The organism is Caballeronia arvi (genome assembly GCF_001544695.2).
Lineage (GTDB): Bacteria > Pseudomonadota > Gammaproteobacteria > Burkholderiales > Burkholderiaceae > Caballeronia > Caballeronia arvi.
On the sequence record NZ_FCOM02000006.1, the window covers coordinates 208,667 to 230,213 of the forward strand.

At 66.9% G+C, this 21,547-nt stretch carries 23 protein-coding genes; 5 read left to right on the forward strand and 18 right to left on the reverse strand.

Annotated features, from left to right (window positions below):
• The first annotated feature begins 70 nt into the window (after window positions 1-70).
• On the forward strand, window positions 71-1,135 hold the full coding sequence (locus AWB74_RS10020) for a DMT family transporter (RefSeq protein ID WP_061146600.1): 1,065 nt from the start codon (window positions 71-73) through the stop codon (window positions 1,133-1,135).
• Here AWB74_RS10020 and AWB74_RS10025 read toward each other — a convergent pair.
• Window positions 1,132-2,520 carry an FAD-binding oxidoreductase gene (locus tag AWB74_RS10025; protein ID WP_061146601.1) on the reverse strand — a complete coding sequence of 463 codons (1,389 nt, stop codon included), beginning with the start codon at window positions 2,518-2,520 and terminating at the stop codon, window positions 1,132-1,134. The genes AWB74_RS10020 and AWB74_RS10025 overlap by 4 nt on opposite strands.
• Before the next feature lie 99 nt (window positions 2,521-2,619).
• On the opposite strand from AWB74_RS10025, the gene AWB74_RS10030 reads away from it, so the two are divergent.
• Window positions 2,620-2,883: a hypothetical protein gene (locus tag AWB74_RS10030; RefSeq protein WP_061146691.1), complete on the forward strand. Its 264-nt coding sequence runs from the start codon at window positions 2,620-2,622 to the stop codon at window positions 2,881-2,883.
• Here AWB74_RS10030 and AWB74_RS10035 read toward each other — a convergent pair.
• Window positions 2,880-3,083 carry a hypothetical protein gene (locus AWB74_RS10035; protein WP_061146602.1) on the reverse strand — a complete coding sequence of 68 codons (204 nt, stop codon included), beginning with the start codon at window positions 3,081-3,083 and terminating at the stop codon, window positions 2,880-2,882. The genes AWB74_RS10030 and AWB74_RS10035 overlap by 4 nt on opposite strands.
• Before the next feature lie 90 nt (window positions 3,084-3,173).
• Here AWB74_RS10035 and AWB74_RS10040 point away from each other — a divergent pair, with 90 nt between their 5' ends.
• Together AWB74_RS10040 and AWB74_RS10045 are read left to right on the forward strand one after the other, a co-directional pair.
• Window positions 3,174-3,617, forward strand: coding sequence for an SET domain-containing protein (locus tag AWB74_RS10040; protein ID WP_061146603.1), 444 nt, complete (start codon window positions 3,174-3,176; stop codon window positions 3,615-3,617).
• Window positions 3,618-3,723: 106 nt separating this feature from the next.
• On the forward strand, window positions 3,724-4,164 hold the full coding sequence (locus tag AWB74_RS10045) for a hypothetical protein (RefSeq protein WP_061146604.1): 441 nt from the start codon (window positions 3,724-3,726) through the stop codon (window positions 4,162-4,164).
• A 57-nt stretch (window positions 4,165-4,221) separates the two neighbouring features.
• On the opposite strand, the gene AWB74_RS10050 is transcribed toward AWB74_RS10045, so the two are convergent.
• Window positions 4,222-5,469, reverse strand: a complete 1,248-nt coding sequence (locus tag AWB74_RS10050; RefSeq protein WP_061146605.1) for an NAD(P)/FAD-dependent oxidoreductase — start codon at window positions 5,467-5,469, stop codon at window positions 4,222-4,224.
• A 127-nt stretch (window positions 5,470-5,596) separates the two neighbouring features.
• On the opposite strand from AWB74_RS10050, the gene AWB74_RS10055 reads away from it, so the two are divergent.
• Entirely contained in the window at window positions 5,597-6,337 is a 741-nt protein-coding gene (locus AWB74_RS10055) for a class I SAM-dependent methyltransferase (RefSeq protein WP_061146606.1), read from the forward strand.
• Window positions 6,338-6,387: 50 nt separating this feature from the next.
• Here the strand turns inward: AWB74_RS10055 and AWB74_RS10060 are convergent, their stop codons facing one another.
• From AWB74_RS10060 to AWB74_RS10130, 15 genes are read right to left on the reverse strand one after another with little or no spacing between them, the layout of a single operon-like run.
• Complete coding sequence (locus tag AWB74_RS10060; protein ID WP_061146607.1) at window positions 6,388-6,822, reverse strand: hypothetical protein; 435 nt, start codon at window positions 6,820-6,822, stop codon at window positions 6,388-6,390.
• Window positions 6,823-6,845: 23 nt separating this feature from the next.
• Window positions 6,846-7,268 carry a hypothetical protein gene (locus tag AWB74_RS10065; RefSeq protein WP_061146608.1) on the reverse strand — a complete coding sequence of 141 codons (423 nt, stop codon included), beginning with the start codon at window positions 7,266-7,268 and terminating at the stop codon, window positions 6,846-6,848.
• A gap of 60 nt (window positions 7,269-7,328) precedes the next feature.
• Window positions 7,329-8,555, reverse strand: a complete 1,227-nt coding sequence (locus tag AWB74_RS10070) for a beta-ketoacyl-[acyl-carrier-protein] synthase family protein (protein WP_061146609.1) — start codon at window positions 8,553-8,555, stop codon at window positions 7,329-7,331.
• A complete protein-coding gene (locus AWB74_RS10075) occupies window positions 8,552-9,778 on the reverse strand; it encodes a beta-ketoacyl-ACP synthase (RefSeq protein ID WP_061146610.1) in 1,227 nt (408 codons plus the stop codon). The genes AWB74_RS10070 and AWB74_RS10075 overlap by 4 nt, the downstream gene beginning before the upstream one ends.
• Window positions 9,778-10,503, reverse strand: coding sequence for a 3-ketoacyl-ACP reductase FabG2 (locus AWB74_RS10080; RefSeq protein ID WP_061146611.1), 726 nt, complete (start codon window positions 10,501-10,503; stop codon window positions 9,778-9,780). Before AWB74_RS10080 ends, AWB74_RS10075 begins: the two co-directional genes overlap by 1 nt.
• A complete protein-coding gene (locus AWB74_RS10085; protein WP_235024530.1) occupies window positions 10,500-10,970 on the reverse strand; it encodes a hotdog family protein in 471 nt (156 codons plus the stop codon). The genes AWB74_RS10080 and AWB74_RS10085 overlap by 4 nt, the downstream gene beginning before the upstream one ends.
• A gap of 8 nt (window positions 10,971-10,978) precedes the next feature.
• The gene (locus tag AWB74_RS10090; RefSeq protein WP_061146613.1) at window positions 10,979-12,169 is read right to left on the reverse strand and encodes a beta-ketoacyl-[acyl-carrier-protein] synthase family protein; all 1,191 of its coding nucleotides are present in this window, start codon (window positions 12,167-12,169) and stop codon (window positions 10,979-10,981) included.
• Window positions 12,166-14,583, reverse strand: coding sequence for an MMPL family transporter (locus AWB74_RS10095; RefSeq protein ID WP_061146614.1), 2,418 nt, complete (start codon window positions 14,581-14,583; stop codon window positions 12,166-12,168). The genes AWB74_RS10090 and AWB74_RS10095 overlap by 4 nt, the downstream gene beginning before the upstream one ends.
• The gene (locus tag AWB74_RS10100) at window positions 14,580-15,215 is read right to left on the reverse strand and encodes a LolA family protein (protein ID WP_061146615.1); all 636 of its coding nucleotides are present in this window, start codon (window positions 15,213-15,215) and stop codon (window positions 14,580-14,582) included. Before AWB74_RS10100 ends, AWB74_RS10095 begins: the two co-directional genes overlap by 4 nt.
• Window positions 15,203-15,640: an acyl-CoA thioesterase gene (locus tag AWB74_RS10105; RefSeq protein ID WP_061146616.1), complete on the reverse strand. Its 438-nt coding sequence runs from the start codon at window positions 15,638-15,640 to the stop codon at window positions 15,203-15,205. Before AWB74_RS10105 ends, AWB74_RS10100 begins: the two co-directional genes overlap by 13 nt.
• Window positions 15,633-17,213: an HAL/PAL/TAL family ammonia-lyase gene (locus AWB74_RS10110; RefSeq protein WP_061146617.1), complete on the reverse strand. Its 1,581-nt coding sequence runs from the start codon at window positions 17,211-17,213 to the stop codon at window positions 15,633-15,635. Before AWB74_RS10110 ends, AWB74_RS10105 begins: the two co-directional genes overlap by 8 nt.
• Entirely contained in the window at window positions 17,200-18,951 is a 1,752-nt protein-coding gene (locus tag AWB74_RS10115; protein ID WP_061146618.1) for a glycosyltransferase family 2 protein, read from the reverse strand. Before AWB74_RS10115 ends, AWB74_RS10110 begins: the two co-directional genes overlap by 14 nt.
• Window positions 18,948-20,651: an AMP-binding protein gene (locus AWB74_RS10120; RefSeq protein WP_061146619.1), complete on the reverse strand. Its 1,704-nt coding sequence runs from the start codon at window positions 20,649-20,651 to the stop codon at window positions 18,948-18,950. The genes AWB74_RS10115 and AWB74_RS10120 overlap by 4 nt, the downstream gene beginning before the upstream one ends.
• A complete protein-coding gene (locus tag AWB74_RS10125; RefSeq protein ID WP_407642426.1) occupies window positions 20,648-21,295 on the reverse strand; it encodes a COG4648 family protein in 648 nt (215 codons plus the stop codon). The genes AWB74_RS10120 and AWB74_RS10125 overlap by 4 nt, the downstream gene beginning before the upstream one ends.
• Window positions 21,295-21,546, reverse strand: a complete 252-nt coding sequence (locus AWB74_RS10130; protein ID WP_200821956.1) for an acyl carrier protein — start codon at window positions 21,544-21,546, stop codon at window positions 21,295-21,297. The genes AWB74_RS10125 and AWB74_RS10130 overlap by 1 nt, the downstream gene beginning before the upstream one ends.
• Between the last annotated feature and the right edge of the window lies 1 nt (window position 21,547).

A 21,547-nucleotide genomic window follows, 5' to 3' on the forward strand; every position in this document is an offset into this window, starting at 1 on the left:
TTACACGCCACTCTGAAGCGTCGAAGCATTCGCGCGGCGGAGCAAAACGGCATCGACTAGACTTTTCGTCATGTACAGCCGATTCGCATCGATCCTCACCGCGCTCGCCGCCGCAGCGCTTTTCGGCGCGACGACGCCGATCGCCAAAGCGCTGCTCGGCCCGATGCCGCCGTTCATGGTCGCGGGCCTGTTCTATCTCGGCAGCGGCATCGGGCTGGGCGCGGTGTTACTCGGGCGCTCGTTCTGGCGGGTGCAAGGCAAAGGCGTCGGCGGGCGGGAACTCGCGTGGCTCGCCGGCGCGATCGCGTTCGGCGGCATCGCCGGTCCGGCATTGCTGATGCTCGGGCTGGCGAGCACGCCCGCCGCGACCAGTTCCCTCTTGCTCAACCTCGAAGGCGTGCTGACGGCGGCGATCGCGTGGATCGTGTTTCGCGAGAACGTCGATATGCCCGTGTTTCTCGGCATGGCCGCGATCGTCGCGGGCGGCGTCGTGCTCGCGTGGGAGCCTTCGGCGACGAACGCGAATGGCATCTCGTCAGGCGCGCTGCTGATTGCGCTCGCGTGCCTCTGCTGGGCCATCGACAACAATCTGACGCGCAAGATCGCCACCGCCGACGCGATGGTGATCGCGTGCGCGAAAGGACTCGTCGCGGGCGCGACGAATCTCGGCATCGCGCTCGCGATGGGCGCGCCGCTGCCCGCGCCGCGCATCGCCCTCGCCGCGATGACGACGGGCTTCGGCGGCTACGGCGTGAGTCTCGTGCTGTTCGTGATCGCGCTGCGCCATCTCGGGACGGCGCGCACCGGCGCGTATTTCTCGGTCGCGCCGGTGTTCGGCGTCGCGCTTTCGCTCGCGATATGGCCGCAGGCGCCCGGCGCGGCGTTCTGGATCGCCGCTGCGCTGATGATGCTCGGCGTATGGCTGCACGTGCGCGAGCGGCACGAACACGAGCACACGCACGAGCGGCTCGAACATACGCATCGGCATGTGCATGACGCGCATCATCGGCATGAGCACGACTTTCCCTGGTCCGGCGACGAGCCGCACACGCACGCCCACGTGCATCTGCCGATCACGCATACGCACGCGCATTTCCCCGACGTGCATCACCGGCATTCGCACAAGCGCGGCTAGAACACCTTGCCCGGATTGAGCAGACCGTTCGGATCGAGCGCGGCCTTGATCGCGCGCATCGACGCGATATCGGCTTCGCGACGCGCGAGATGCAGGTAATCGCGCTTCTTCGTGCCGATGCCGTGCTCCGCCGAAATCGATCCCTCGAACTCGCGCGTGACGTCGTAGATGACGGCATCGAGATCGTCGTGATCCTGCTTGCCGCGGCCGGGCACGTCCACGACGATATGAATGTTGCCGTCGCCGAGATGGCCGTAAGTCATCACGATCGCGTCGGGCCAGCGCGCGCGCAGACGCGCCTCGCACTGCGCGGCGGCATCGCCGACCTGCGCGATCGAAAAGCTCACGTCATACGCCGCGTAGTTCGGGATGAAGCGGTCGTATTCGCCGGGCGCGTCGCGGATCGCCCAGAAATCGCGCGCGTGCGCTTCGTTCGATGCGATCGCCGCATCGCTCACGATGCCCGCTTCGAGCATGCCGCCGAGAAACTCCTCGAACGCTTCGCCGTGCCGCGCGGGATCGGTGCCGACGCTTTCGAGCAGCACGTAGAACGGGTGGGCATCGGCGAGCGGCGCGCGCAGATTCTTCAGATTGGCGATGACCGTATCGTGATAGCCCGCCCACATCACTTCGAACGCGGAGACGCCCGGCGCGAGATTCGCCTGCGCGCGCGTGAGCAGCGTCGTGACAGCGGCGAAGTCCGGCAGGCCGCACCAGGCGGTGGCGGTCGCGGTGGGCTTCGGGCGCAGCCGCAGCACGACGCGCGTGATGACCGCGAGCGTGCCTTCGCTGCCGATCAACAGATGCCGCAGGTCATAGCCGCTATTGTTCTTGATCATCTTGTTCAGCCCGCCGACGATCTCGCCGCTCGCGAGCACGGCTTCGACGCCGAGCACCTGATCGCGCATCATCCCGTACTTGATGACGCGGTTGCCGCCTGCGTTCGTCGCAAGATTGCCGCCGATCGTGCAGCTTCCACGCGCGCCGAGATCGAGCGGGAAGTAGAAGCCCGCCGCGCTCGCCGCTTCCTGAACGACTTGCAGCGGCGTGCCGGCTTCGACGGTCATCGTCGCGGAGATTTCATCGATCTCGACAATGCGATTCATGCGCTCGAGACTCAGCGCCACTTCGCCGCCGAGCAGATTCGCGCCGCCGACGAGGCCCGTGAGACCGCCTTGCGTGACGACCGGTTGTTTGTGTCCGGAGCAAATCGCAAGCGCTTGTGAAACTTCTTCCGTGGTGCGCGGGCGGATGATCGCGAGCGGCGTTGCGCCCGGCATGCCACTCCAGTCCGCGACGCGCCTCTCGCCGAATTCGTCGGGCAGCGCCACGACCTGCGCGCCGAGCGCCTCACGCAATGCCACTACTGCTTCGCTTGCCGCCATGCGTCGTCTCCGTTCGTTGTTTAGCGTTGATATCAGATGCGCTAGTTTGAACCAAAACGCGCGAGAATTATCGAGAGGATTTTTCGGGGGATGACGACGATGGAACGGACCGACTTCGAAAGCGCGCTGGCTCAGCTCACCGGCGCGGCGGAACTGGTGGCGGCTGGCGCGAGCGACGATCTGCGCGCGCAGGCGTTCGAGATGCTGGCGTTCTTTCGGCTGCGTCGAGGGCGCGCGGCGGTTACATCGAACGATGAGCTGTTCAAGGACACCGCGAACGCCGCGCTCACGATGGCGGGACGCAAGGCGTTTCTCGCCGCGGCTGCGTTACTGGAGCAGGCGCGGACGTTGTTGCAGAGCTAAAACAGCTCCGTGTCCAGCGGCAGCAGGTTGATCCACTTCACCGCCGTGCGCCGCTCGACGCCATCGTCATGGATCGACCGTATCATCACGCGCTGGCCGCGCGCCTCTCCGAGCACTTCGACGATCCGGTTTCGATATCGTGCAAGCGAGCCGCGTAACGGCTTGCGCTTCCTGCTCTTGCGGGGAGAAACTTCGGGCATGGACGTGACAACGATTTATGACGGCCACATCATAACGATGCGCACGCTTTCCCTCAAACTCTCGACATTCTCACTGTGACCCGCCACACCATGCGTCGAATCACCGTCCGCACTTCGCCCGTTCATGGCCGGGGCGTCTTCGCTCTCGCCGATCTGCCCACGGGCGCGCTGCTGCTCGAATACAAAGGTCAGCGCATTTCGTGGAAAGAAGCGCAGCGCATGCACGAAAAATCGAACGCGGAGGACGGCCACACGTTCCTCTTCGGCCTCGACGACGGCAGCGTCATCGATGGCGCGCGCGGTGGCAATTCCGCACGCTGGCTCAATCACAGCTGCGCGCCGAATTGCGAAGCGGAGCAGGACGGCGAGCGCGTGTTCATCCGCGCGCTCAGGCCGATCGCAAAGGGACAGGAGTTGTTCATCGACTATTGCCTGACGGTGGAAGGCCGCCGCACCGCCGCGCTCAAGCGGCTGTATGCTTGCCGATGCCTTGCGCCCGGCTGCCGCGGCACGATGTTGTCGGCACGCAAGTAGAGGATGATTTTGTTACACCTCTTACGGAGGTGGGACCGCCAAGTTACAGAGGGCTTTCGACGGGCAGTTATACTCAGCCCCGTCTCAAAAAAACGAACAGCTCTCCATGTCGAAAAAATTCGTCTTGATACTTGGCTTCACGGCACTCACCACTGCGGCGTCGATGCCCGCGATGGCCGGCGATATGAATAACGCGCTTGGCGGCGCCCTCGGCGGCGTAGCCGGCGCTGCCCTCGGTGGCGCGGTGGGCGGCAGCACGGGCTCCGTCATTGGCGGTGCGGTGGGCGGCGGCGCGGGCGGCGCAGTGACGTCGAACCGCAGGGAACGCACGGGCGCGATCATCGGCGGTGCGCTCGGCGGCGGCGCCGGCACGGCAGCGGGCAATGCGATGGGCGGCCGCACCGGCGGCCTCGTCGGCGCGGCGCTGGGCGGCGGCGCGGGTTCTGCGCTCGGCGGCAATATCTCGCGGTCGAACTCGTATTCAGACGACTACTCGCGCGGCCGTCATAAGGGCAAGGGGCATCACAAGCATCACCATTACGATTGAGCGAAGTGGTCGCCCGGCGACGAAGCGCTTCACGAGCGCTTCATCGCCGAAACCAGATCACTTCTGCTGCATGCACACCTCGTGCAGCGCATTCAACCGCCGCACCGGATCGACGACATAAGGATTGGTCTCGTCCCACGCATACCCGGCCAGCACCGCGCTGATCATGCGGCGGATCAGGGGCGTCTGCTCACGCGCGAAGATGATGTCCTGAAGCTTCCCCGTGTACCAGTTCTCGACGAACGCGCGGAACGTATCGATGCCCTTGCGCAGCGGCGCATCGTATTGCGCGTGCCAGTCGACCATCTCGCCGTTCAACTGTCGCGTCAGCGTCTGCACTGCGAGATGCGCCGAACGGAACGCGATCGTCACGCCTGACGAAAACACGGGATCCAGAAACTCGCCCGCATTGCCTAGCAGCGCGTAGCCCGGCCCGTGCAGCCGTTCGACGTTCGCCGAATATCCGCCGATATGCCGCACCGGCATCAGAAACGGCGCATCGCCGATCAGGCGGTTCAGCGTCGGCTCGCATCGGATCAGCGCACGGAGCTTCGCCTCGCGCTCCGCCTCCGGCACATCGAGAAACGCCGCCTGCGCGACGCATCCGACCGACGAGCGCCCATTGGCCAGCGGAATCATCCAGTACCAGACATCGCCATGTTCGGGATGCACCGCGACCGTGATCTTGTTGCGATCGTGCGTCTCGGGCGCAATGCCGTCGCGCACGTGCGTGAAGATCGCGGCGCGCGTCGGCAGGCGCGTCGGCGCTTCGAGGTTCAGCAGGCGCGGCAGCACGCGTCCGAAGCCGCTCGCGTCGAGCACGAAGCGCGCATGCACCTGATATCGGGCGCCTGCCTCGTCGGCGACTTCGAGCACCGGCGCATCACCGGTTTTCATTTCGAGCACAGCATGTCCGAAGCGCACTTCGGCGCCCTGCTTCGCCGCGCGGCGGATCAGCAGATCGTCGAACACCGCGCGCTCGACCTGGAACGTCGTGCCCCAGCCGTCTGAATGTTTGTCGCGGAAATCGTAGGCTGCCGCCCGATCGCGATGGACGAACTGCGCGCCGTTCTTGTACTGAAAGCCCGCCTCCACGACGTCTTGCAGCATGCCCGCTTCTTCGAGATACGCCATGCTTTGCGGCAACAGACTTTCGCCGATCGAAAAGCGGGGAAAGTGCTGCCGTTCGAGCACGAGCACCGAATGGCCCGCTTTTCGCAGCAGCGCCGCTGCAACCGCACCCGAAGGCCCGGCTCCGATGATGGCGACATCGACAGAGACATTCATCGAACATTCCTTATTCATTGCTATTTCTCATAAAGGTGACGCCCGACCGTAGGGCAAATGCGACGCTTTCGCGCCGCATCAGCAACTACAATCCAGCCACCCGCATACCAAAAGCTTCAATCAATACTTCTTTACCGGATATATCGTGCAGAACACCGAAACATCCAGCGTGCCCTTCGTTTCCGAAACGAGGTTCGGCGTCTGGTTTCTGCGCACGCACACGTGGGAACACCACGTGCTGCGCGTCGCGATCAACGACCTCAAACGCCTGATCGACGGACCGCTGCCCGTTCGTCCCACGATCGTCGATGTCGGTTGCGGCCAGGGCATTTCGTTTCGGCTGCTGGCCAAAGCGTTCGAGCCGCGAAGCATCGTCGGCATCGACTTTCACGAGCCCTCGCTGGCGCTCGCCACACAGGCCGCGCGCGCCTGCGGGCAGCATCCTGACACGTCCACGACGCACATCGAAGTGCTCCATGGCGACTGCGCCAATCTGCCGCTCGGCGACGCGTGCGCCGATATCGTCTTCTGTCACCAGACCCTCCATCATCTCGTCGAGCAGGAACGCGCGCTCGCCGAGTTCCGCCGCGTGCTCAAGCCGGGCGGCGTGCTGCTGTTCGCCGAATCGACGGATGCGTACATCAAGTCGTGGGTCATCCGTTTGCTGTTTCGTCATCCGATGGACGTGCAAAAAAGCGCGGACGGCTATCTCGACATGATCCGCAACCGCGGCTTCAGCTTCGAACCCCGTAACGTGTCGCTGCCCTACCTGTGGTGGAGCCGCGCGAAAGACTTCGGCCTGCTGGAGCGCATCGGCCTCTACACGCCGAAGCCCGGCAAGCGGCGCGAGACGCTCGTCAACGTCGCGGCCGTCAAAACCCTCTGAGCGTACGGCGCGGCGTGCACTTGAAGCACGCGCCGCGCTTTCGACCCGTCTTACTTCTTCAGCGTCACTACTTCGCCTTTTAACGCGACGCCCGCGACCATCGCGCCCGCGCCGCAGGTGAATTCCGTCGCGCTTTCGCGCTCGACGTTCCGGTAGTTGCTCGTGATGTTGATGACCGCGTTGCCGCCTTCCTTGCGCACGCGCTCCTGCATCTCCAGCACCGCCGACAGGAACACGTGCCGGCACGCGATTTCATCGCTCTTGCCGAATGCGTTGGTCTTCTTGTTGGTCGCGAATTCGCCGAACGACTTCACCACGCCCGGATGCTTCTGTCCGGCGAAATAGAGCGGAATGTCCTGATCGACCTTGCCGTCTTCACTCTTCAGCGCGGATTCGATCGAATAGTTCGCCACCGTATCGCGCGCGAACGCGTGCGATGACAGCAAGCCCACGGTCAACGCCGCGCAGATCATCTGAAGCTTCATGTTGCCGATCCTCGTAGTGGGGCTTATTCGGTGTCGAGCTGAACGACATCGCCGCGCACGGCGAGGGTCGCGCCGGCCGTGCTCAAACCGCAGGTGAACTCCGTCGGCGACGAGCTTTCCCTGCGCTGGAAGCGCGTCGCCACGTTGACGACGGCGTTCGCGTGCTGCGTGCGCGCATAGACGCGCAACTCCTCAAGCGCCTTGCCGAGTGCGACGTTGCACATCGGTTCCTTGCTGTCCGGATCGCGCCCGACGCGCACGCGCACTTCCTTCGTTTCGATCAGCGTCTTCACCTTCGCGTGAGGTTGATCGCCGAAGTACAGTGCGACGCCCTCCTTGTTCTGGTTCTGGACTTCAGCGGGCATCGGCAGCGATTGGATGTGCGTGCATCCGGATTGCAAAATGACGATGCCGGCCACGATCCCCAGCGCGAATTTAGCTTTCATTTCAGGTCACTCTCGTTTCGTTAATCGATTCACGCCCGTAACTGCACCGACGGGCAACGGTCAAACCTTTCCGAACATCAGCGCCGCGCAACTTCCGCCGAAGCCGAACGACACTGACAACGCACGGTCGATGCGCGCTTCACGTGTGGCCTGCACGAGCGGCATGCCGTGCACGAGCGGGTCCGGCGATTCGACGCAACCGGTTCCCGCGATGAACCCGTCGCGCATCATCAGCAGCGTGTAGATCGCTTCATGCGCACCGCAAGCCCCGAGCGGATGGCCCGTCATGCCCTTGGTCGACGAAAACGGCGGCACGCGCGCGCCGAACACATCGCGCAACGCGTGCAGTTCTTCCGCGTCGCCGAGTACCGTGGACGGCGCCTGCGTGTTGATGTATTCGGGCATGGCATCCGCTTCGTCGAGCGCCATGCGCACCGCGCGCGCGATGCCGTCGCTGTGCGGCGTGACCATGCCCGCGCCGTCGGTGCTCTCGCCGAAGCCCGTCAGCTCGGCATGGATGCGCGCGCCGCGCGCGAGCGCGTGATCGAGCGATTCGAGCACCAGCACGCCCGCGCCGGAGCCGATCACGAAGCCATCGCGCGCGGTGTCGTACGGACGCGAGGCGCGCGTTGGCGTGTCGTTGGAGCCGCGCGAGAGCGCATGCATCGCATCGAACATCAGCGTCATGTTGTCGTGCAGCGCTTCGCTGCCGCCCGCGAGCACGACCTGCTGGCGTCCCGTCTGAATCAACTGCATCGCCTGCCCGATCGCGAGCGTCGATGTCGTGCACGCCGACGCAGGCGAATACGCGACGCCCTCGATGCCGAACGCCTGCACGACGTTCGCCGACGCCGTGCTGCTCATCGCGCGCGGCACGGTGTAGGGCGGCGTCCGGTCGATGCCGTGCGCCTCGACGACGCCGAGCGCCACGTCGTATTCCGCCATCGCGCCGACGCCGGAACCGATCACCGCGCCGGTCTTCGGCGAGCGCAGCGTGGCGTCGTCGAGCCGCGCATCGTCGATCGCTTTTTTTGCCGCGTGACACGCGAAGCGCGCCGTGTCGCCCATGAAGCGCTCCAGCTTGCGGTCGAACGGCGCTTCGCCCGCGACCGACGCAGCCGCCGCGACCTGCGAATGGAAACCACGCGCGCGCCACGCATCGATGCGCGTCACGCCGCTGCGACCTTCGCGCAAGGCCTGGCTCACTGCGTCGAGCGAGTTGCCGAGACACGAGACGATGCCCATGCCCGTCACGACGACGCGCTGCATGACCCGCGTGCGGCTCATCGAACGCGCCGGAAAATCAGCGACGTATTGATGCCGCCGAATGCGAAGTTGTTGCTCATCACGTATTCGGCGTCGATGGCGCGCGCTTCGCCCCTGACGTAGTCGAGCGGCGCGCACGCGGGATCGACCTCGGTCAGATTGAGCGTCGGCGCATACCAGTTGCGCTTCATCATCTCGATGGTCCACCACGCCTCGATCGCGCCGCACGCGCCGAGCGTGTGTCCGACATAGCTTTTGAGCGAGCTGATCGGCATGCGCTCGCCGAAGGTCTGCGCGGTCGCGTGGCTCTCCGCGATATCGCCGCGATCCGTCGACGTGCCGTGCGCGTTCACGTAGGCGATCGCTTGCGCGTCGAGCTTCGCGTCGTCGAGAGCGAGCTGCATCGCGCGCGCCATCGTGCCCGCGGTCGGCTGCGTGATGTGCGCGCCGTCCGAGTTGCAGCCGAAGCCGACGATCTCCGCGTGGATCGTCGCGCCGCGCGCCTTCGCGTGTTCGTATTCTTCGAGCACGAGCGTGGCCGCGCCTTCGCCGACCACGAGGCCGTCGCGCTTCGCGTCGAACGGGCGCGGCCTGAGCTGCGGCTCGTCGTTGCGCGTGCTGGTCGCGTAGAGCGTGTCGAACACGGCGACCGCCGGCCCCGACAACTCTTCAGCGCCGCCCGCGAGCATCATCGTCTGCTTGCCCGTCGCGATGGCTTCGAACGCGAAGCCGATCGCCTGGCTGCCCGACGCGCACGCCGACGACGCCGGGATCACGCGCCCCTTCAGATCCCAGAACAGGCTCACGTTCACGGCGGTCGTGTGCGGCATCATCTGCACGTAGCTGTTCGACGTGACATCGGTCATCGAGCCGGTGTTGAGCATCGTGCCGAACGCGCGGATCGGCGCGACCGAGCCGGACGACGAACCGTACGCCACGCCCATGCGCCCGTCGCTGATCGACGTGTCGCCGGCGAGACCCGCATCCGCGAGCGCGAGTTCGCTCGCGCGCACTGCGTACATCGACACGAGGCCCATCGAGCGCGTCTTCTTGCGCGGCCATTCGGCGGGCTGCGCGAACGCGGGAAGCGGACAGGCGAGACGCGTGTGCAGCGCTTCGAAGAAGTCCCATTCGTCGATGCGGCGCACCGCGTTTCGTCCGGCCTTCAGCGCGGCTTCGACATCGCTCCAGCGATCGCCCAGCGCCGTGACGCCGCCCATGCCCGTAATGACGACGCGCTTCATCAGATCATCCCGCCGTTCACGCCGATCACCTGGCGCGTCACATAGGACGCGGCATCGGACATCAGGAAGCCGACGACAGCGGCCACTTCGCCCGGCTGGCCGACGCGGTTCATCGGCACCGTCTTCAGCGCGTGTTCGACGGGCGCATCGGCGAGCATGCCGGTTTCGATCAACCCCGGCGCGACACAATTGGCCGTGATATTGCGCGACGCGAGCTCGACCGCGAGCGCCTTGGTCGCGCCGATCAGCCCGGCTTTGGCGGCGCTGTAGTTCACCTGCCCGCGATTGCCGATCACGCCCGACACCGACGCGATCGTCACGATGCGGCCGCCCTGCTTCGCGCGGACCATCGGCATCGTCAGCGGATGGATCACGTTGTAGAAAGCGTCGAGGCCCGTTTCGATCACGACGTCCCAGTCTTCTTCGGTGAGCGCGGGAAACGCGGCATCGCGCGTCACGCCTGCACTGCACACGATGCCGTAATACGGACCATGCGCGGCGACATCCGCTTCGAGTGCCGCGCGGCAGGCGGCGCGGTCGCGCACGTCGAACTGAACGACGCGCGCCGAACCGCCTTGCGCTGCGATGCCCGCGGTCACGGCTTCCGCTTCGGCGCGGCCGGTCCGGCAATGCACGGAGACGGCGAAGCCGTCGGCGGCCAGTTGATAGGCAATGGCGCGGCCGATACCGCGGCTTGCACCCGTTACTAAAACTCGACGGATCATGCGCTCACGCTCCCTTCGATGAACGTCTGAAAATCATGGGGCTGAAAGACCTTGATGACGGCGTCCGCATATCGGTGGCCGTCATGTTCGATGGTGCATTCGTACGCGCCGTGGCCTTCCTCGCTGCGCAGCACTTCGCGCACGCCGATGACGAGCCGCGCCCCGCGCGCGAACACGCTCGCGTGCGCCTGATAGCTGCGCGTGCCGAGCAGCACGCCGGGGCGTGCGCGTTCGCCGCTGCGCATCGCGATCAGCGAAACGTGCGCGGCCACGCTCTGGGCCATCAGCTCGATACCGATCCACGCGGGCATCGCGCCGTGCTCGTCGGCGTACCACGCGTCGGGGCGCACGGTGGCGCGCGCCGTCAGCGTCTCGTCGCCGAACGACGTGACGGCGTCCAACAGCAGCATCGTGCCGCGATGAGGAATGATCGATTCGATCGGCGGAAAGACTTCGTTGCTATTCATCGCGCTGTTCATCCTCGATCCGCGAGAATCAGGCTGACATTGCTGCCGCCGAACGCGAACGAATTGCTCATCGCATGACGCGTGCCCGCCGTGCGCGCCAGGCGGCGCTTAGTCCCGACGAGATCGAGGGCGGGCAGCGCGGCGTCGGCTTCGCCGTCCCAGACATGCAGCGGCAAAGCCATGTCGTCGCGCGCGAGCGTGAGCCACGCGAAACCGAGTTCCGTCGCGCCCGCCGCGCCGAGCAGGTGGCCCGTGAAAGGTTTGGTGCCGCTCGCCGCCACGCCGTCCGGAAACACGCGCGCCATCAGATGCGCTTCCATTTCGTCGTTCTTGCGCGTGGCCGTCGCGTGCATGTTCACGTAGCCGATGTCGCCTGGCGTCACGCCCGCATCGGCGAGCGCGGCGCGCAGCGCCATTTCGCCGCCGACGCCTTGCGGATCGGGCGCCGACACGTGATGCGCGTCGCTCGATTCGCCCACGCCGGCGAGACGCACGGCGCCTTCGTCGCGCGTCATCAGGAACACGGCCGCGCCCTCGCCGATGTTGATGCCGTTACGGTTGCGGCTCATCGGATTGGTGCGCACCGGGCTGACCGAGTCGAGCGAGGCGAAGCCCTGCACGGTCAGCTCGCACAGCGTGTCGACACCGCCGACGATCAGCGCATCGCACAGGTTCAGTTGCAGGAGACGGCGCGCTGCCGCGAACGCCTTCGCGCTCGACGTGCAAGCGGTCGACACGGTGAACGCCGGGCCTTGAAGGTTCAGCGCAGCGGCCGCGAACGGCGCCGCCGTGCCGATTTCCATCTGCCGATAGTCGAAGCTTTGCGGCAAGTCACCCGTTTTCGTGCGATGCGCAAACGCGGCTTCCGCCGCGCCGACGCCCGATGTGCTCGTGCCGAGCACCACGCCGATGCGCGCGGAGCCGTAACGCGCGCGCGCCGCTTCGATCTCGGGACGAATCAGTTCGAGCGCCGCGAGCAGCAGACGATTGTTGCGGCAATCGAAGCGTTCGAGTGCGGCGGGCGGCGCGATGTCGAGCGGCGCGAGCACGCGGCCGACGAACGCGTCGCCGTTCTTCATCGACATCGGGCCCATGCCGGGCGATTCCGATACCGCCAGCGCGGACGCGATCGCATCGGCGTCGTTGCCGAGCGCGTTGAGCATGCCGAGCGCATTCAGATAGACAGGCGGCCGCGTCATGCGGATTTTCTCCCTGGGGTTGGCATGCCCATCGGTGCGAGCAGCACGGAGACGAGGATGCCGAGCGTGAGTGTGGCGCCGAAGCTCTTCAGCGCGGGCATGGCGCTCATGCCGAGCATGCCGAACGACAGCAGCGTCGTCGCCGCCGACAGCAGCACGCCCGTCCAGACCGCGCCGAGGTCCGCGCCGTCGCGCAGGCAGCCTTCGCGCAGGAACACTGCGTAATTCGCGCCGACGCCGAGCACCAGCATCAGCGCGAGGCAGTTGAACAGGTTGAGCGGCACGCGCGCATAGCCGAACACCGCGAGCGTCACGCCGACGGCGAGCAGCACGGGCAATGTCGTCGCGATGCCGCCGCGCAGGCGATAGCGCGCGATCATCAGCACGAGCACGAGCAACAGCGCGCCGGCGAGCCACATGCCGCTGTCGACGCGATATTCGCCGAAGAGCTTCGACACGCCCGCGGCCTTGTCGACGAACGTGACGCCATCAGTGACGCGCGCCGTCTCGATCAGCGCGGGCAGATTCTGCGGCGTGACGCGGCGCGGCATTACGATGGCCGCGTAGCCGTGCCGACCGTGCGCCTCCACCGCGCCGAGCCACAAATGCGCAAACGGCTTCGACCAGTTCGCGGCGAGCCAGCGCTCGACAGTCAGCGGCGGCGTGCCGCTCTGCGCGAACGAGCCGATCCACGCATCGGCGACGTCGTCGCGGAAGCCCGCTTGCAGCAGCGTCGCGCGCAAGGCGGCGGGATCGGCGAAGACGTGTTGCGCGAACAGCGCACGGTCTTCGGCCTGGCGCCGCCCCGACGGCACGAACTGCGTGACCGAGCGCCAGCCGTCCACCGATTGCCGGCCCGGCAGCGCATCGAGCTTGGCGCCGAGCGCTTCCGCGCGTTGCAGCACGAGTTCCTGCGTCGCGCCTTGCACCACGAAAAACTGCGCGGTGTTGTCGATGCCGACCGCATCGCGCACGCGATTCTCCTGCGCGACGAGCGCCGGATCGCGCTGGATCAATAGATGGATGTCGTCGTCGCTTTCGAGCAGCAGCCAGCCCGGCGCGCAAACGGCGGCGAGCACGATCGCCACGGCCCACGAACGCTTCGCGCCGATCGCGCGTTGCCAGTGCACGAGCAGCAGCGCCGCGCGCGCGAAGAGACGCCGCTGCGTGGCCTTCGGTCCCTTGGCCAACATCGCGGGCAGCAGCCACATGACCGAAGCGAACGCGACGCAAATGCCTGTCATCGCGAAACAGGCGATCTGCTTGAGCGCGGGAAACGGCGCCCACGCGAGGATCGCGTAGCCGAGCAGGCTGGTGGCGAGTGCCACACAGAGCGCGGGCCGCACCGCGCGCGCGCCTTGCTTCGCGTCCCAGTCGCGCGGCGCGCCGAGATAGACGACGAAATACTGAATCGAGTAATCGACGGCCTCGCCGATCAGGCTCGCGCCGAACACGAGCGTCAGCAGATGCAGCTTGCCGAACACGGCCATCGTGACGGCCAGCGCGCCGGCGATGCCGAGCGCCGTCGACAGAAAACCGAGCAGCAAAAGACGCGGCGAGCGGAACACCCACAGCATCAGGAGCGCGATGCCGCACGCGGACGCGATGCCGATCAGATGCACCTCGCGCTCCGATGCGCGCCGTGCCGACTCCGCGTAGAACACGGCGCCCGCGCGCGCGACCGACACATCGGGCCACACGGAGCGCATCGACGCCTGCGCCTGAGACGCCGCCGACAGCACCGCGCGCTGCACGCGCGATTCGTACGCCGAGCCATTCAGCGTCGTGACGATGAGCACGCTGGTCGAATGACCGCGATGCGCGACGAGCATGTTGTCTTCTAGATCCAGATTCGACGTCGCGAGCGGCAGCGCGGACAGCCAGTGTTCGAGCCAGCCGAACGGATCGGCGGCGAGCGGCGTCGCGAGCGGGCCGCGCACCGGGTTGTAGATGCGCTGCATCAGCGCGTCATGTAGCGATGCCGCGCTGGCGGACGCATGCACGAGCGTGTCGCGGTCATCGCGCGTCAGGAGGCCGAAGCGATACGGCGCGTAGAGTCCACCGATTTGCGCGATATCGAAAGGCGGCAATTCCGCCGTCACCGATGCGAACGCGCCGCTCTCTTTCAGCGCCGCGCCGAACTGACGGGCGGCCGCTTTCGCGTGATCCGCGTCCCGGCTCGTCACGAGGAACACCGTGCGGTCGCCGAGCGCACCAGCAAGCCGATCCACGGCCAGTTCGGCGACGGGGTCCGCTTCCGTCGCGGGCAGCAGCGCGAGCAGGTTCGTCTCCAGCGGCGACGGCCCGGAAAAACGATGCACGCAATACAGCACCGCGACGAGCGCGAGCGCGACCCACGCGGCGCGGATGCGCCACGGCGATGTCGTCGTGCGTTGCCAGCGCCACGGTGTCATGGCGCGCTCAGCAAGGTGCGCTCGGCGGACGGAAGCTCGTCGGTTGCTTCGCTCTTCGTGAACTCGATGCGCGTGACGTCGCCGTTGGCGAGATCGATCCGCAGGCTCTTCAGGAATGCGCCGCCCGTCATGTGCAGGCTTGCTATCGCCTGCGCGAGCTGCGGCTGGTTCGGCTTCAGATCGAGCGTCCAGTCCGACACAGAGCCGCGTGCATCGACATCGAACTGTGAGTACAGCGCGGACAGATCGCCGCCGAGCATCGCGCGCATCATCTTCGATACCTGCGCGACGCCGCGCACGCCCTGCGCACTTTTCGTGCGGACGCGGCGGCCGTTCGCATCGGCCTCGGCGACGCCCGCATCGGTGATGACGTAAGTCGCCGCGTAAGGCGTGTCCACGCGCCAGATCACGCCACGATCGCGCAGGAACACGAGCATGCCCGTGCTGACGAGCGGCTGCTTCATCGCGGAGAGCGTCTGCGTCTGCGTGAAGCGCGCGCGCACGCCCTTCGTCTGCGCGAGCCGCGACGTCACTTGCGAGACGAGCGCCGGATCGGCGCTTGCGGCGTGTGCGGACGCAACGGAGAAAAGCGCCGCAACCAGCAGCGCGCGAAACATCGTCATCGCGCCCATACGCGCTCCAGCTTCTCGAACACCACTGGCGGCGACAGGAACTGCAACTCGTGCGTCGCCGCATCGACGGCGACCTGGATCGTGTAGCCCTTGGTCAGCCGCTCGCCCGTTTCGCAATCGACGAGTTCATAGCCGATCTTCAGGCGGTTTTCGTATTCGAGCAGTTCGGCGCGCACTTCGATGCGTTGTCCGTAGGTCGCGGGACGCACGTACTTCAGGTGCGCCTCGACGACCGGCCACAGATAGCCGGACGCCTGCATCTCGCGATAGTCGTAATCGAACGCGCGTTGCAGCGCCGAACGCGCCGCCTCGAAATACTTGAGATAGTGGCCGTGCCAGCATACGTTCATCGCATCGACGTCGTGAAACGGCACTTCGACGATCGCGCTTGCCTTGAGCGTTCGCGTTTGCAGGACGTCAGCCATGACGCGGCTCCTTCGCGTCCGCATCGACCAGCCCGCATTGCGCGATGCGTGCCGTCAGCGCGCGCAGATCGTGTTCGAGCGCACGATCCTCCGCGACGAACGGCGAAACCGACGCGACCGTTTCCGCGAAGTCGCGCAACGGCGCGGGCACGGGCGTGTCCGGAGCGAGACGCAGGCGCAGGTTCAGCGCCTGCACGGCGGCGAGCGTATGCGCCGCCGCGACCTGCTCCGTCAGTTCGAGCACGCGCAGGCAGTCGCGCGCGGCGATCGTGCCCATGCTGACCTTGTCCTGGTTGTGCGCTTCCGTCGAGCGCGAGAACACGCTCGCGGGCATCGTGTGCTTGAGCGCCTCGGCCGTCCACGCGGACGCCGAAATCTGCACGGCCTTGAAGCCGTGATTGATCGGCGCACGCGCGGGCGCCGCGCCCGTCAGATTGCGCGGCAGGCCGTTGTTGAACTTGTCGTCGACGATCAGCGCGAGCTGGCGATCCATCAAGTCCGCGAGATTGGCGACGGCGGTCTTGAGCGCGTCCATCGCGAACGCGATATGGCCGCCGTAGAAGTTGCCGCCGTGCAGCACGCGCTCGGCGTCCGGGTCGATCAGCGGATTGTCGTTTGCACTGTTCAGTTCGTTCTCGATGTCGCGGCGCATCCACGTGAGCGCATCGGCGGCCACGCCGATCACGTGCGGTGCGCAGCGAATCGAATAGCGGTCCTGCAGACGATGACCCGGCGTGTCGTCGCGGCCCGCGAGATCGTCGCGGATCCATGCGGCGGCTTCGGCCTGGCCCGCGTGCGGCTTGACCGCGAAGATCGTCGCGTCGAAATGCGCGGCGCGGCCGTCGAGCGCCAGCGTCGAGAGCGCCGTGAGGCGCGCGGCGAGCCGCGTCAGATGACGCGCGCGCGCGAACGCGAGACACGCGAGGCCGGTCATCACCGCCGTGCCGTTCATCAGCGCGAGCCCTTCCTTCGGCGCAAGCGTGAGCGGGCTCACGCCGAGCGCGGACCAAACGCCGGCGGCATCGCGCAGGGTTCCGTCGAACATCACGTCGCGCTCGCCGACGAGCGCCGCCGCCACATAGGACAACGGCGTCAGATCGCCACTCGCGCCGACCGAGCCTTCCGACGGAATGCGCGGCAGCACGCGATGGTTGATCAGGTCCGCGAGCCGTTCGAGCAGCACGAGACGCACGCCGGAAAATCCGTACGCCAGCGAGTTCAGACGCGCGGCGATGACGGCGAGCGTCTGCGCGTCGTCGAGATACGCGCCCATGCCGCAGCCGTGATAGCGCGTGAGTTGCAGCGGCAGCGCTTCGACGAGCGCCATCGGCACGTCGACGACGCACGCGTCGCCGTATCCGGTGTTCACGCCGTACACGGTCTTGCCCGCCGCGAGATGACGGCGCAGGAAATCCGCGCCGCGTCCGATGCGGGCGCGCCAGTCGGCGTCGCGATTCAGCGCGACCGGCGCGCGATTCGTCGCGATCGACACCACTTCTTCGATCGTCACGCGCCGGCCGCCGAATGTCACGGTTCGTGCGCGCGTTGAGTCGATCAGATCATGCTCGGACATCGTTTCCTCCGGACGCCGCGGCTTCCGTCATCGTTTTGCCGGGACGCGCCCAGAAATCGAAAAAATTGAACCATTGATAGGGAGCCTTGCGGCAATAGTGTTCGAGACGCGACGCGTAGCGCTGCGCCCACCCCGCGATGTGCTGCGCGCGTTCGCGGCGCGGCAAGGCGATGCGCTCCGCGAACGGCTCGAAATACAGCCGATGGCGGCCATCGCGTTCCTTGAGGCAGAAGAACAGAAACACGGGACAGCCGAGCGCATGCGCGAGCACATACGGCCCCTGCGCGAACGGCGCGGTCGCGCCGAGGAAGCGCGCGTGCGTCGTGCGGCCCGATTCGCGCGCGGGCACGCGGTCGCCGACGATCACGAGCAGCTCGCCCGCGTCGATGCGCGCCTTCATCATCATCGACGTCTCGGGGCCGAAGTCGCTCACCGGAACGAGGTGCTTCGCGAAGTCGCCATGCGCCGACGACAGCACGCTGTTGAAGCGCTTCGCGTGCTCCGTGTAGACGATGGCCGTCACTTTCGCGTGACCGTTGCGCACCGCAAGCGCGCGCGTCATTTCGAGGTTGCCGAGATGTGCGCCGATGACGAGCGCGCCGCGTCCGCTCGCGACGAGCGCTTCGAACGCGGCGGGATCGTCGAACACGACATCGTTTGCAGCGATGCGGCCCGACCACGCAGCCAGCTTGTCGAGCCCCGACTGCGCGAACGCGAGCATCTGCCGGTACGCGGAACGCCAGCCCGGGCGCGGCGTGCGTTCACCCGCCGCCGCATCCTCCAGATGCGAGAAATATCGATGCGACGCGGCGCGCGCGGCACGACCCGTCAGCAGGAAATAGCCGACGATCGGATGCAGCCACAGTCCCGTGAATCGCATGCCGAACAGACGGCAACTGAGCGCGAGCAGCGCCATGCCGAGCCGGCTGCCGCGCTCCGCGACGCGCCACCAGCCTGCATCTTCGCGCGCGGCGGGAGAGGTTTTTCGCGGCATCGCCTTGTGCGCGAGCAGCATCGGCAGACGCAGCAGCATGCCGCATACGAGGCGCGTGTGGCTCGCGCTGATGCGCACGTTGTCCCACAGCACGTCGAAGTGCGATACGCCGTCCGTCGCGTAGGTAACGCGCGTCGGCACGGTGCGAAACGCGAGCCGCCGCCAGTGCAGACGCACGAGAATTTCGATGTCGAAGTCCATGCGCGTGCCGATTCGCACGCTGTCGATGAGCGCGCAGACCGCATCGAGCGGATACAGGCGAAAGCCGCACATCGAATCGCGGATCGTGAACGACAGCGTTTCGATCCACACCCACACATGCGTCACGTAACGGCCGTAGAGACGCGACTTCGGCACGCTTTCATCGTAGACGGGGCGACCGAGAATCACCGCGCCCGGCTCGGCGCGCGCCGCCGCGAGAAAGCGCGGCACGTCGTTCGCGTCGTGCTGGCCGTCGGCATCGATCTGCAACGCGTGCGTGTAATCCGCGCCGCGCGCCGCGCGCAGTCCCGCCATCACGGCTGCGCCCTTGCCGCCGTTGACGGGCAAGCGCAGCAGCGTCATCTGCTCGCGATACTGCGCGGCGAGCGCCGCGAGGACGGCTTGCGTGGCTTCGTCGCTGCCGTCATCGACGACGAACATCGGCAAGCCGTGCACGGCGAGGCGCGCGAGCGTGCCGCCGATCGCGTCCTTGTGGTTGTAGATCGGAATGACGATGCACGTCCGCAGGTTCGCGCCGCTCATGCGTGCTCCCGATAGACGACCACGCCCGACGCGCACTCGCGCCCGTTCAGGCGATACGCGAACTGCACGCGGCGGCGCGCGGCGTCGTGTGCGAGCCGCAGATCGAGCACGGCGCCGGGCGGCACGGGCGCCATGAACTTGAGACGATCGACCGATGCCATGTCGCGCGTGCCCGCAACATGCTCCGACGCGAGACGGATCGCCCAGTCGACCTGCACGACGCCGGGCAGAATCGGCAGATTCGGGAAATGCCCGTTGAAGTGCGCAAGCGTGGGCGGCACGCGCAACTCGTAACGCAGGCTGTCGCCGTCACGTGCTTCCGAGAGCATTTCGAAACCTTCTGCGCGCGCGCCGAACGCCGCCGCGACTGCAGCGACGGGCAGTTTGCCGCGCGCATCGAACGGCAGCGCAATGCGAAAGCGCCAGCGGCGCGGCAGCAGCACGACATCGAAATACGCGGCGAGATGACGGCGCAGCGCTTTCGCCAGCGCGACGCGGCCTTCGTCGCGCAGCGCCGCGCTGCCGGCATCGCTCAGTGCGACAACGGCGCCCACGCGCTCGCGCGACGCACCCGCGAGCGGCACCACGCACGCCTGCGTCACATACGGATGCAGCGCGAGGCGCGCTTCCATTTCGGGCAGCGACAGGCGCTTGCCGTCGAGCTTGATCACGCGGTCGAGGCGGCCTTGCAGGCGAAAGCGGCCGTCGTCGTCGAAAGCGATGGCGTCGTCGGTGCGATGCCAGTCGTCGTGGCCCAGATGCGGCGAGCGCACTTCGAGCGCGCCGTCATCCGCGCGGCGCACGCCGACGCCAGTCAGCGGCCGCCATGCCGTCGTCGCGCTTTGCCTGCGCCACGCGATGCCGCCGGTTTCCGTGCTGCCGTAGATTTCGACCGGCGCATCGCCGAACACGTTCGCGTAGTCGCGCGCCGCGTCCGCCGCGAGCGGTCCGCCCGATGAAAAGAACACGCGCGGCGCAGGCGTCAAATCGGTGAAACCGGCGAGCGCGGGCCAGCGCGCGAGTTGCGCCGGCGACGACACCATCGCGGTCGCGCCAGACTGCGCGATGCGCGATTGCACCTGCTGCGGATCGGCGCACAGCGCGCGATCGAACGCGCGGCCCGCGGCGAGCGGCCACAGCACGCGGAACAGCAGCCCGTAGATATGGCGATGCGGGACGCTCGCGAGCATCGTCGCGTCGCCGACGAGCGCGCCCCATTCGCGTTCGAGCGTGCGCACTTCGGCGTCGAACTGCGCGAGCGTCTTGTGGATCGGCTTCGGACTGCCGCTGCTGCCCGACGTGTAGAGCGTGAGCGGCGCGTGCGGGTCGATCGGCAGTGGCGGCGCGGTGGCGCGGGCCGTCTCCGTCGCGGACAGCGCGCCGACGTCGTCGTCCGTGAGCATGACGTCGCATGCGTTGGCGAGACCGGCGAGATAGCCGGGCGCGGAACTCGCGGGAATCACCGGCTCCTTGCCGCATGCGAACAGCGCGAAGAGCGCGCAGGCGAAGTCGAACGGATCGTCGATGCACAACGCATAGCGGCGGTCGCTCTGCTCGCGCAGCCACCACACGAGCGCCGCCGTGCGCGCGCGGAACGCCGCGTGCGTGATGACGGCGTGCGCGCTCCCGGCGCTGTCGTCGCGGCAGACGGGCGTCAGCGCGTCGCGCGGCGCGCACAGCAAATCGTGCAGCGCGATCATGCGGCCTCCGCACGCCGCGCACGCGGCAGGATCACGAGATAGCGCCAGACGATCTCGCCCGCGATCAACACGCCGATGAGCCCGTATGAAATCGCGCCGTTATAGAGCGACCAGGCCTCGCGCGACCAGTACAGCGCGGTGTACAGCGAGAACAGGCCGTTCGCGGCAAAGAACGCGCACCAGATCTGCGTGACGCGGCGCGTGTGGCGCACGGCGGGCTCGCTCAGATCGGGTGTGCCGATGCGCGCGAATTTTTCGATCATCGACGGGCCGCGCACGAGTGTCGCGCCGAACGCGATCAGCAAGCCGAAGTTCACGAGCGACGGATAGATGTGCAGCAGGCGTTCGCTGTCGGTCCACACGATCGCGGCGGACGCGGCGCTCAGCATGAACGCCACGGCCCAGTCGACGCGCGAGAGCCTGCGCAGCGACACGCTCACCACGCCCGTGCCGATGCAGCGTTGCAGCCAGATCAGCGCGAACAGCACGCAGCCGGCGTAACGCGGAGCGTTCCAGAACCACGCCCCGAGAATGACCGCGGGATAGGCGAGCTTGAGCGCGGCGTTCAGCGCGAAGCCGGTCCGGCCGCGCGCGTTGGCGGCGGCGGCCCGTGTGTCGGGCGCCTGCGCAATCGGCGCTCGCATCATTCCTGTTCGACGAGCAGCGATCCGACGGCGGCAACCACGTCCGCGACCGTGCGTACCGACTTGAACTCTTCCGGCTTGATACGGCGGCCCGTCATCTCCTGCAGCTTGATGGCGAGATCGACGGCGTCGATGCTGTCCAGATCCAGTTCTTCGTACAGGTGCGCTTCGGGCGTCACACGCTCCGGCTCGATCGCGAAGTTTTCGTGGAAGATGGCGCGGATGCGCTCAAGGATTTCGTTCTCGGTCACG

Coding starts and splice junctions, on each gene's coding strand:
- AWB74_RS10020 (WP_061146600.1), top strand. CDS start 71: ATGTACAGCCGATTCGCATCGATCCTCACCGCGCTCGCCGCCGCAGCG.
- AWB74_RS10025 (WP_061146601.1), bottom strand. CDS start 2,520: ATGGCGGCAAGCGAAGCAGTAGTGGCATTGCGTGAGGCGCTCGGCGCG.
- AWB74_RS10030 (WP_061146691.1), top strand. CDS start 2,620: ATGGAACGGACCGACTTCGAAAGCGCGCTGGCTCAGCTCACCGGCGCG.
- AWB74_RS10035 (WP_061146602.1), bottom strand. CDS start 3,083: ATGCCCGAAGTTTCTCCCCGCAAGAGCAGGAAGCGCAAGCCGTTACGC.
- AWB74_RS10040 (WP_061146603.1), top strand. CDS start 3,174: ATGCGTCGAATCACCGTCCGCACTTCGCCCGTTCATGGCCGGGGCGTC.
- AWB74_RS10045 (WP_061146604.1), top strand. CDS start 3,724: ATGTCGAAAAAATTCGTCTTGATACTTGGCTTCACGGCACTCACCACT.
- AWB74_RS10050 (WP_061146605.1), bottom strand. CDS start 5,469: ATGAATAAGGAATGTTCGATGAATGTCTCTGTCGATGTCGCCATCATC.
- AWB74_RS10060 (WP_061146607.1), bottom strand. CDS start 6,822: ATGAAGCTTCAGATGATCTGCGCGGCGTTGACCGTGGGCTTGCTGTCA.
- AWB74_RS10065 (WP_061146608.1), bottom strand. CDS start 7,268: ATGAAAGCTAAATTCGCGCTGGGGATCGTGGCCGGCATCGTCATTTTG.
- AWB74_RS10070 (WP_061146609.1), bottom strand. CDS start 8,555: ATGAGCCGCACGCGGGTCATGCAGCGCGTCGTCGTGACGGGCATGGGC.
- AWB74_RS10075 (WP_061146610.1), bottom strand. CDS start 9,778: ATGAAGCGCGTCGTCATTACGGGCATGGGCGGCGTCACGGCGCTGGGC.
- AWB74_RS10080 (WP_061146611.1), bottom strand. CDS start 10,503: ATGATCCGTCGAGTTTTAGTAACGGGTGCAAGCCGCGGTATCGGCCGC.
- AWB74_RS10085 (WP_235024530.1), bottom strand. CDS start 10,970: ATGAATAGCAACGAAGTCTTTCCGCCGATCGAATCGATCATTCCTCAT.
- AWB74_RS10090 (WP_061146613.1), bottom strand. CDS start 12,169: ATGACGCGGCCGCCTGTCTATCTGAATGCGCTCGGCATGCTCAACGCG.
- AWB74_RS10095 (WP_061146614.1), bottom strand. CDS start 14,583: ATGACACCGTGGCGCTGGCAACGCACGACGACATCGCCGTGGCGCATC.
- AWB74_RS10100 (WP_061146615.1), bottom strand. CDS start 15,215: ATGGGCGCGATGACGATGTTTCGCGCGCTGCTGGTTGCGGCGCTTTTC.
- AWB74_RS10105 (WP_061146616.1), bottom strand. CDS start 15,640: ATGGCTGACGTCCTGCAAACGCGAACGCTCAAGGCAAGCGCGATCGTC.
- AWB74_RS10110 (WP_061146617.1), bottom strand. CDS start 17,213: ATGTCCGAGCATGATCTGATCGACTCAACGCGCGCACGAACCGTGACA.
- AWB74_RS10115 (WP_061146618.1), bottom strand. CDS start 18,951: ATGAGCGGCGCGAACCTGCGGACGTGCATCGTCATTCCGATCTACAAC.
- AWB74_RS10120 (WP_061146619.1), bottom strand. CDS start 20,651: ATGATCGCGCTGCACGATTTGCTGTGCGCGCCGCGCGACGCGCTGACG.
- AWB74_RS10125 (WP_407642426.1), bottom strand. CDS start 21,295: ATGCGAGCGCCGATTGCGCAGGCGCCCGACACACGGGCCGCCGCCGCC.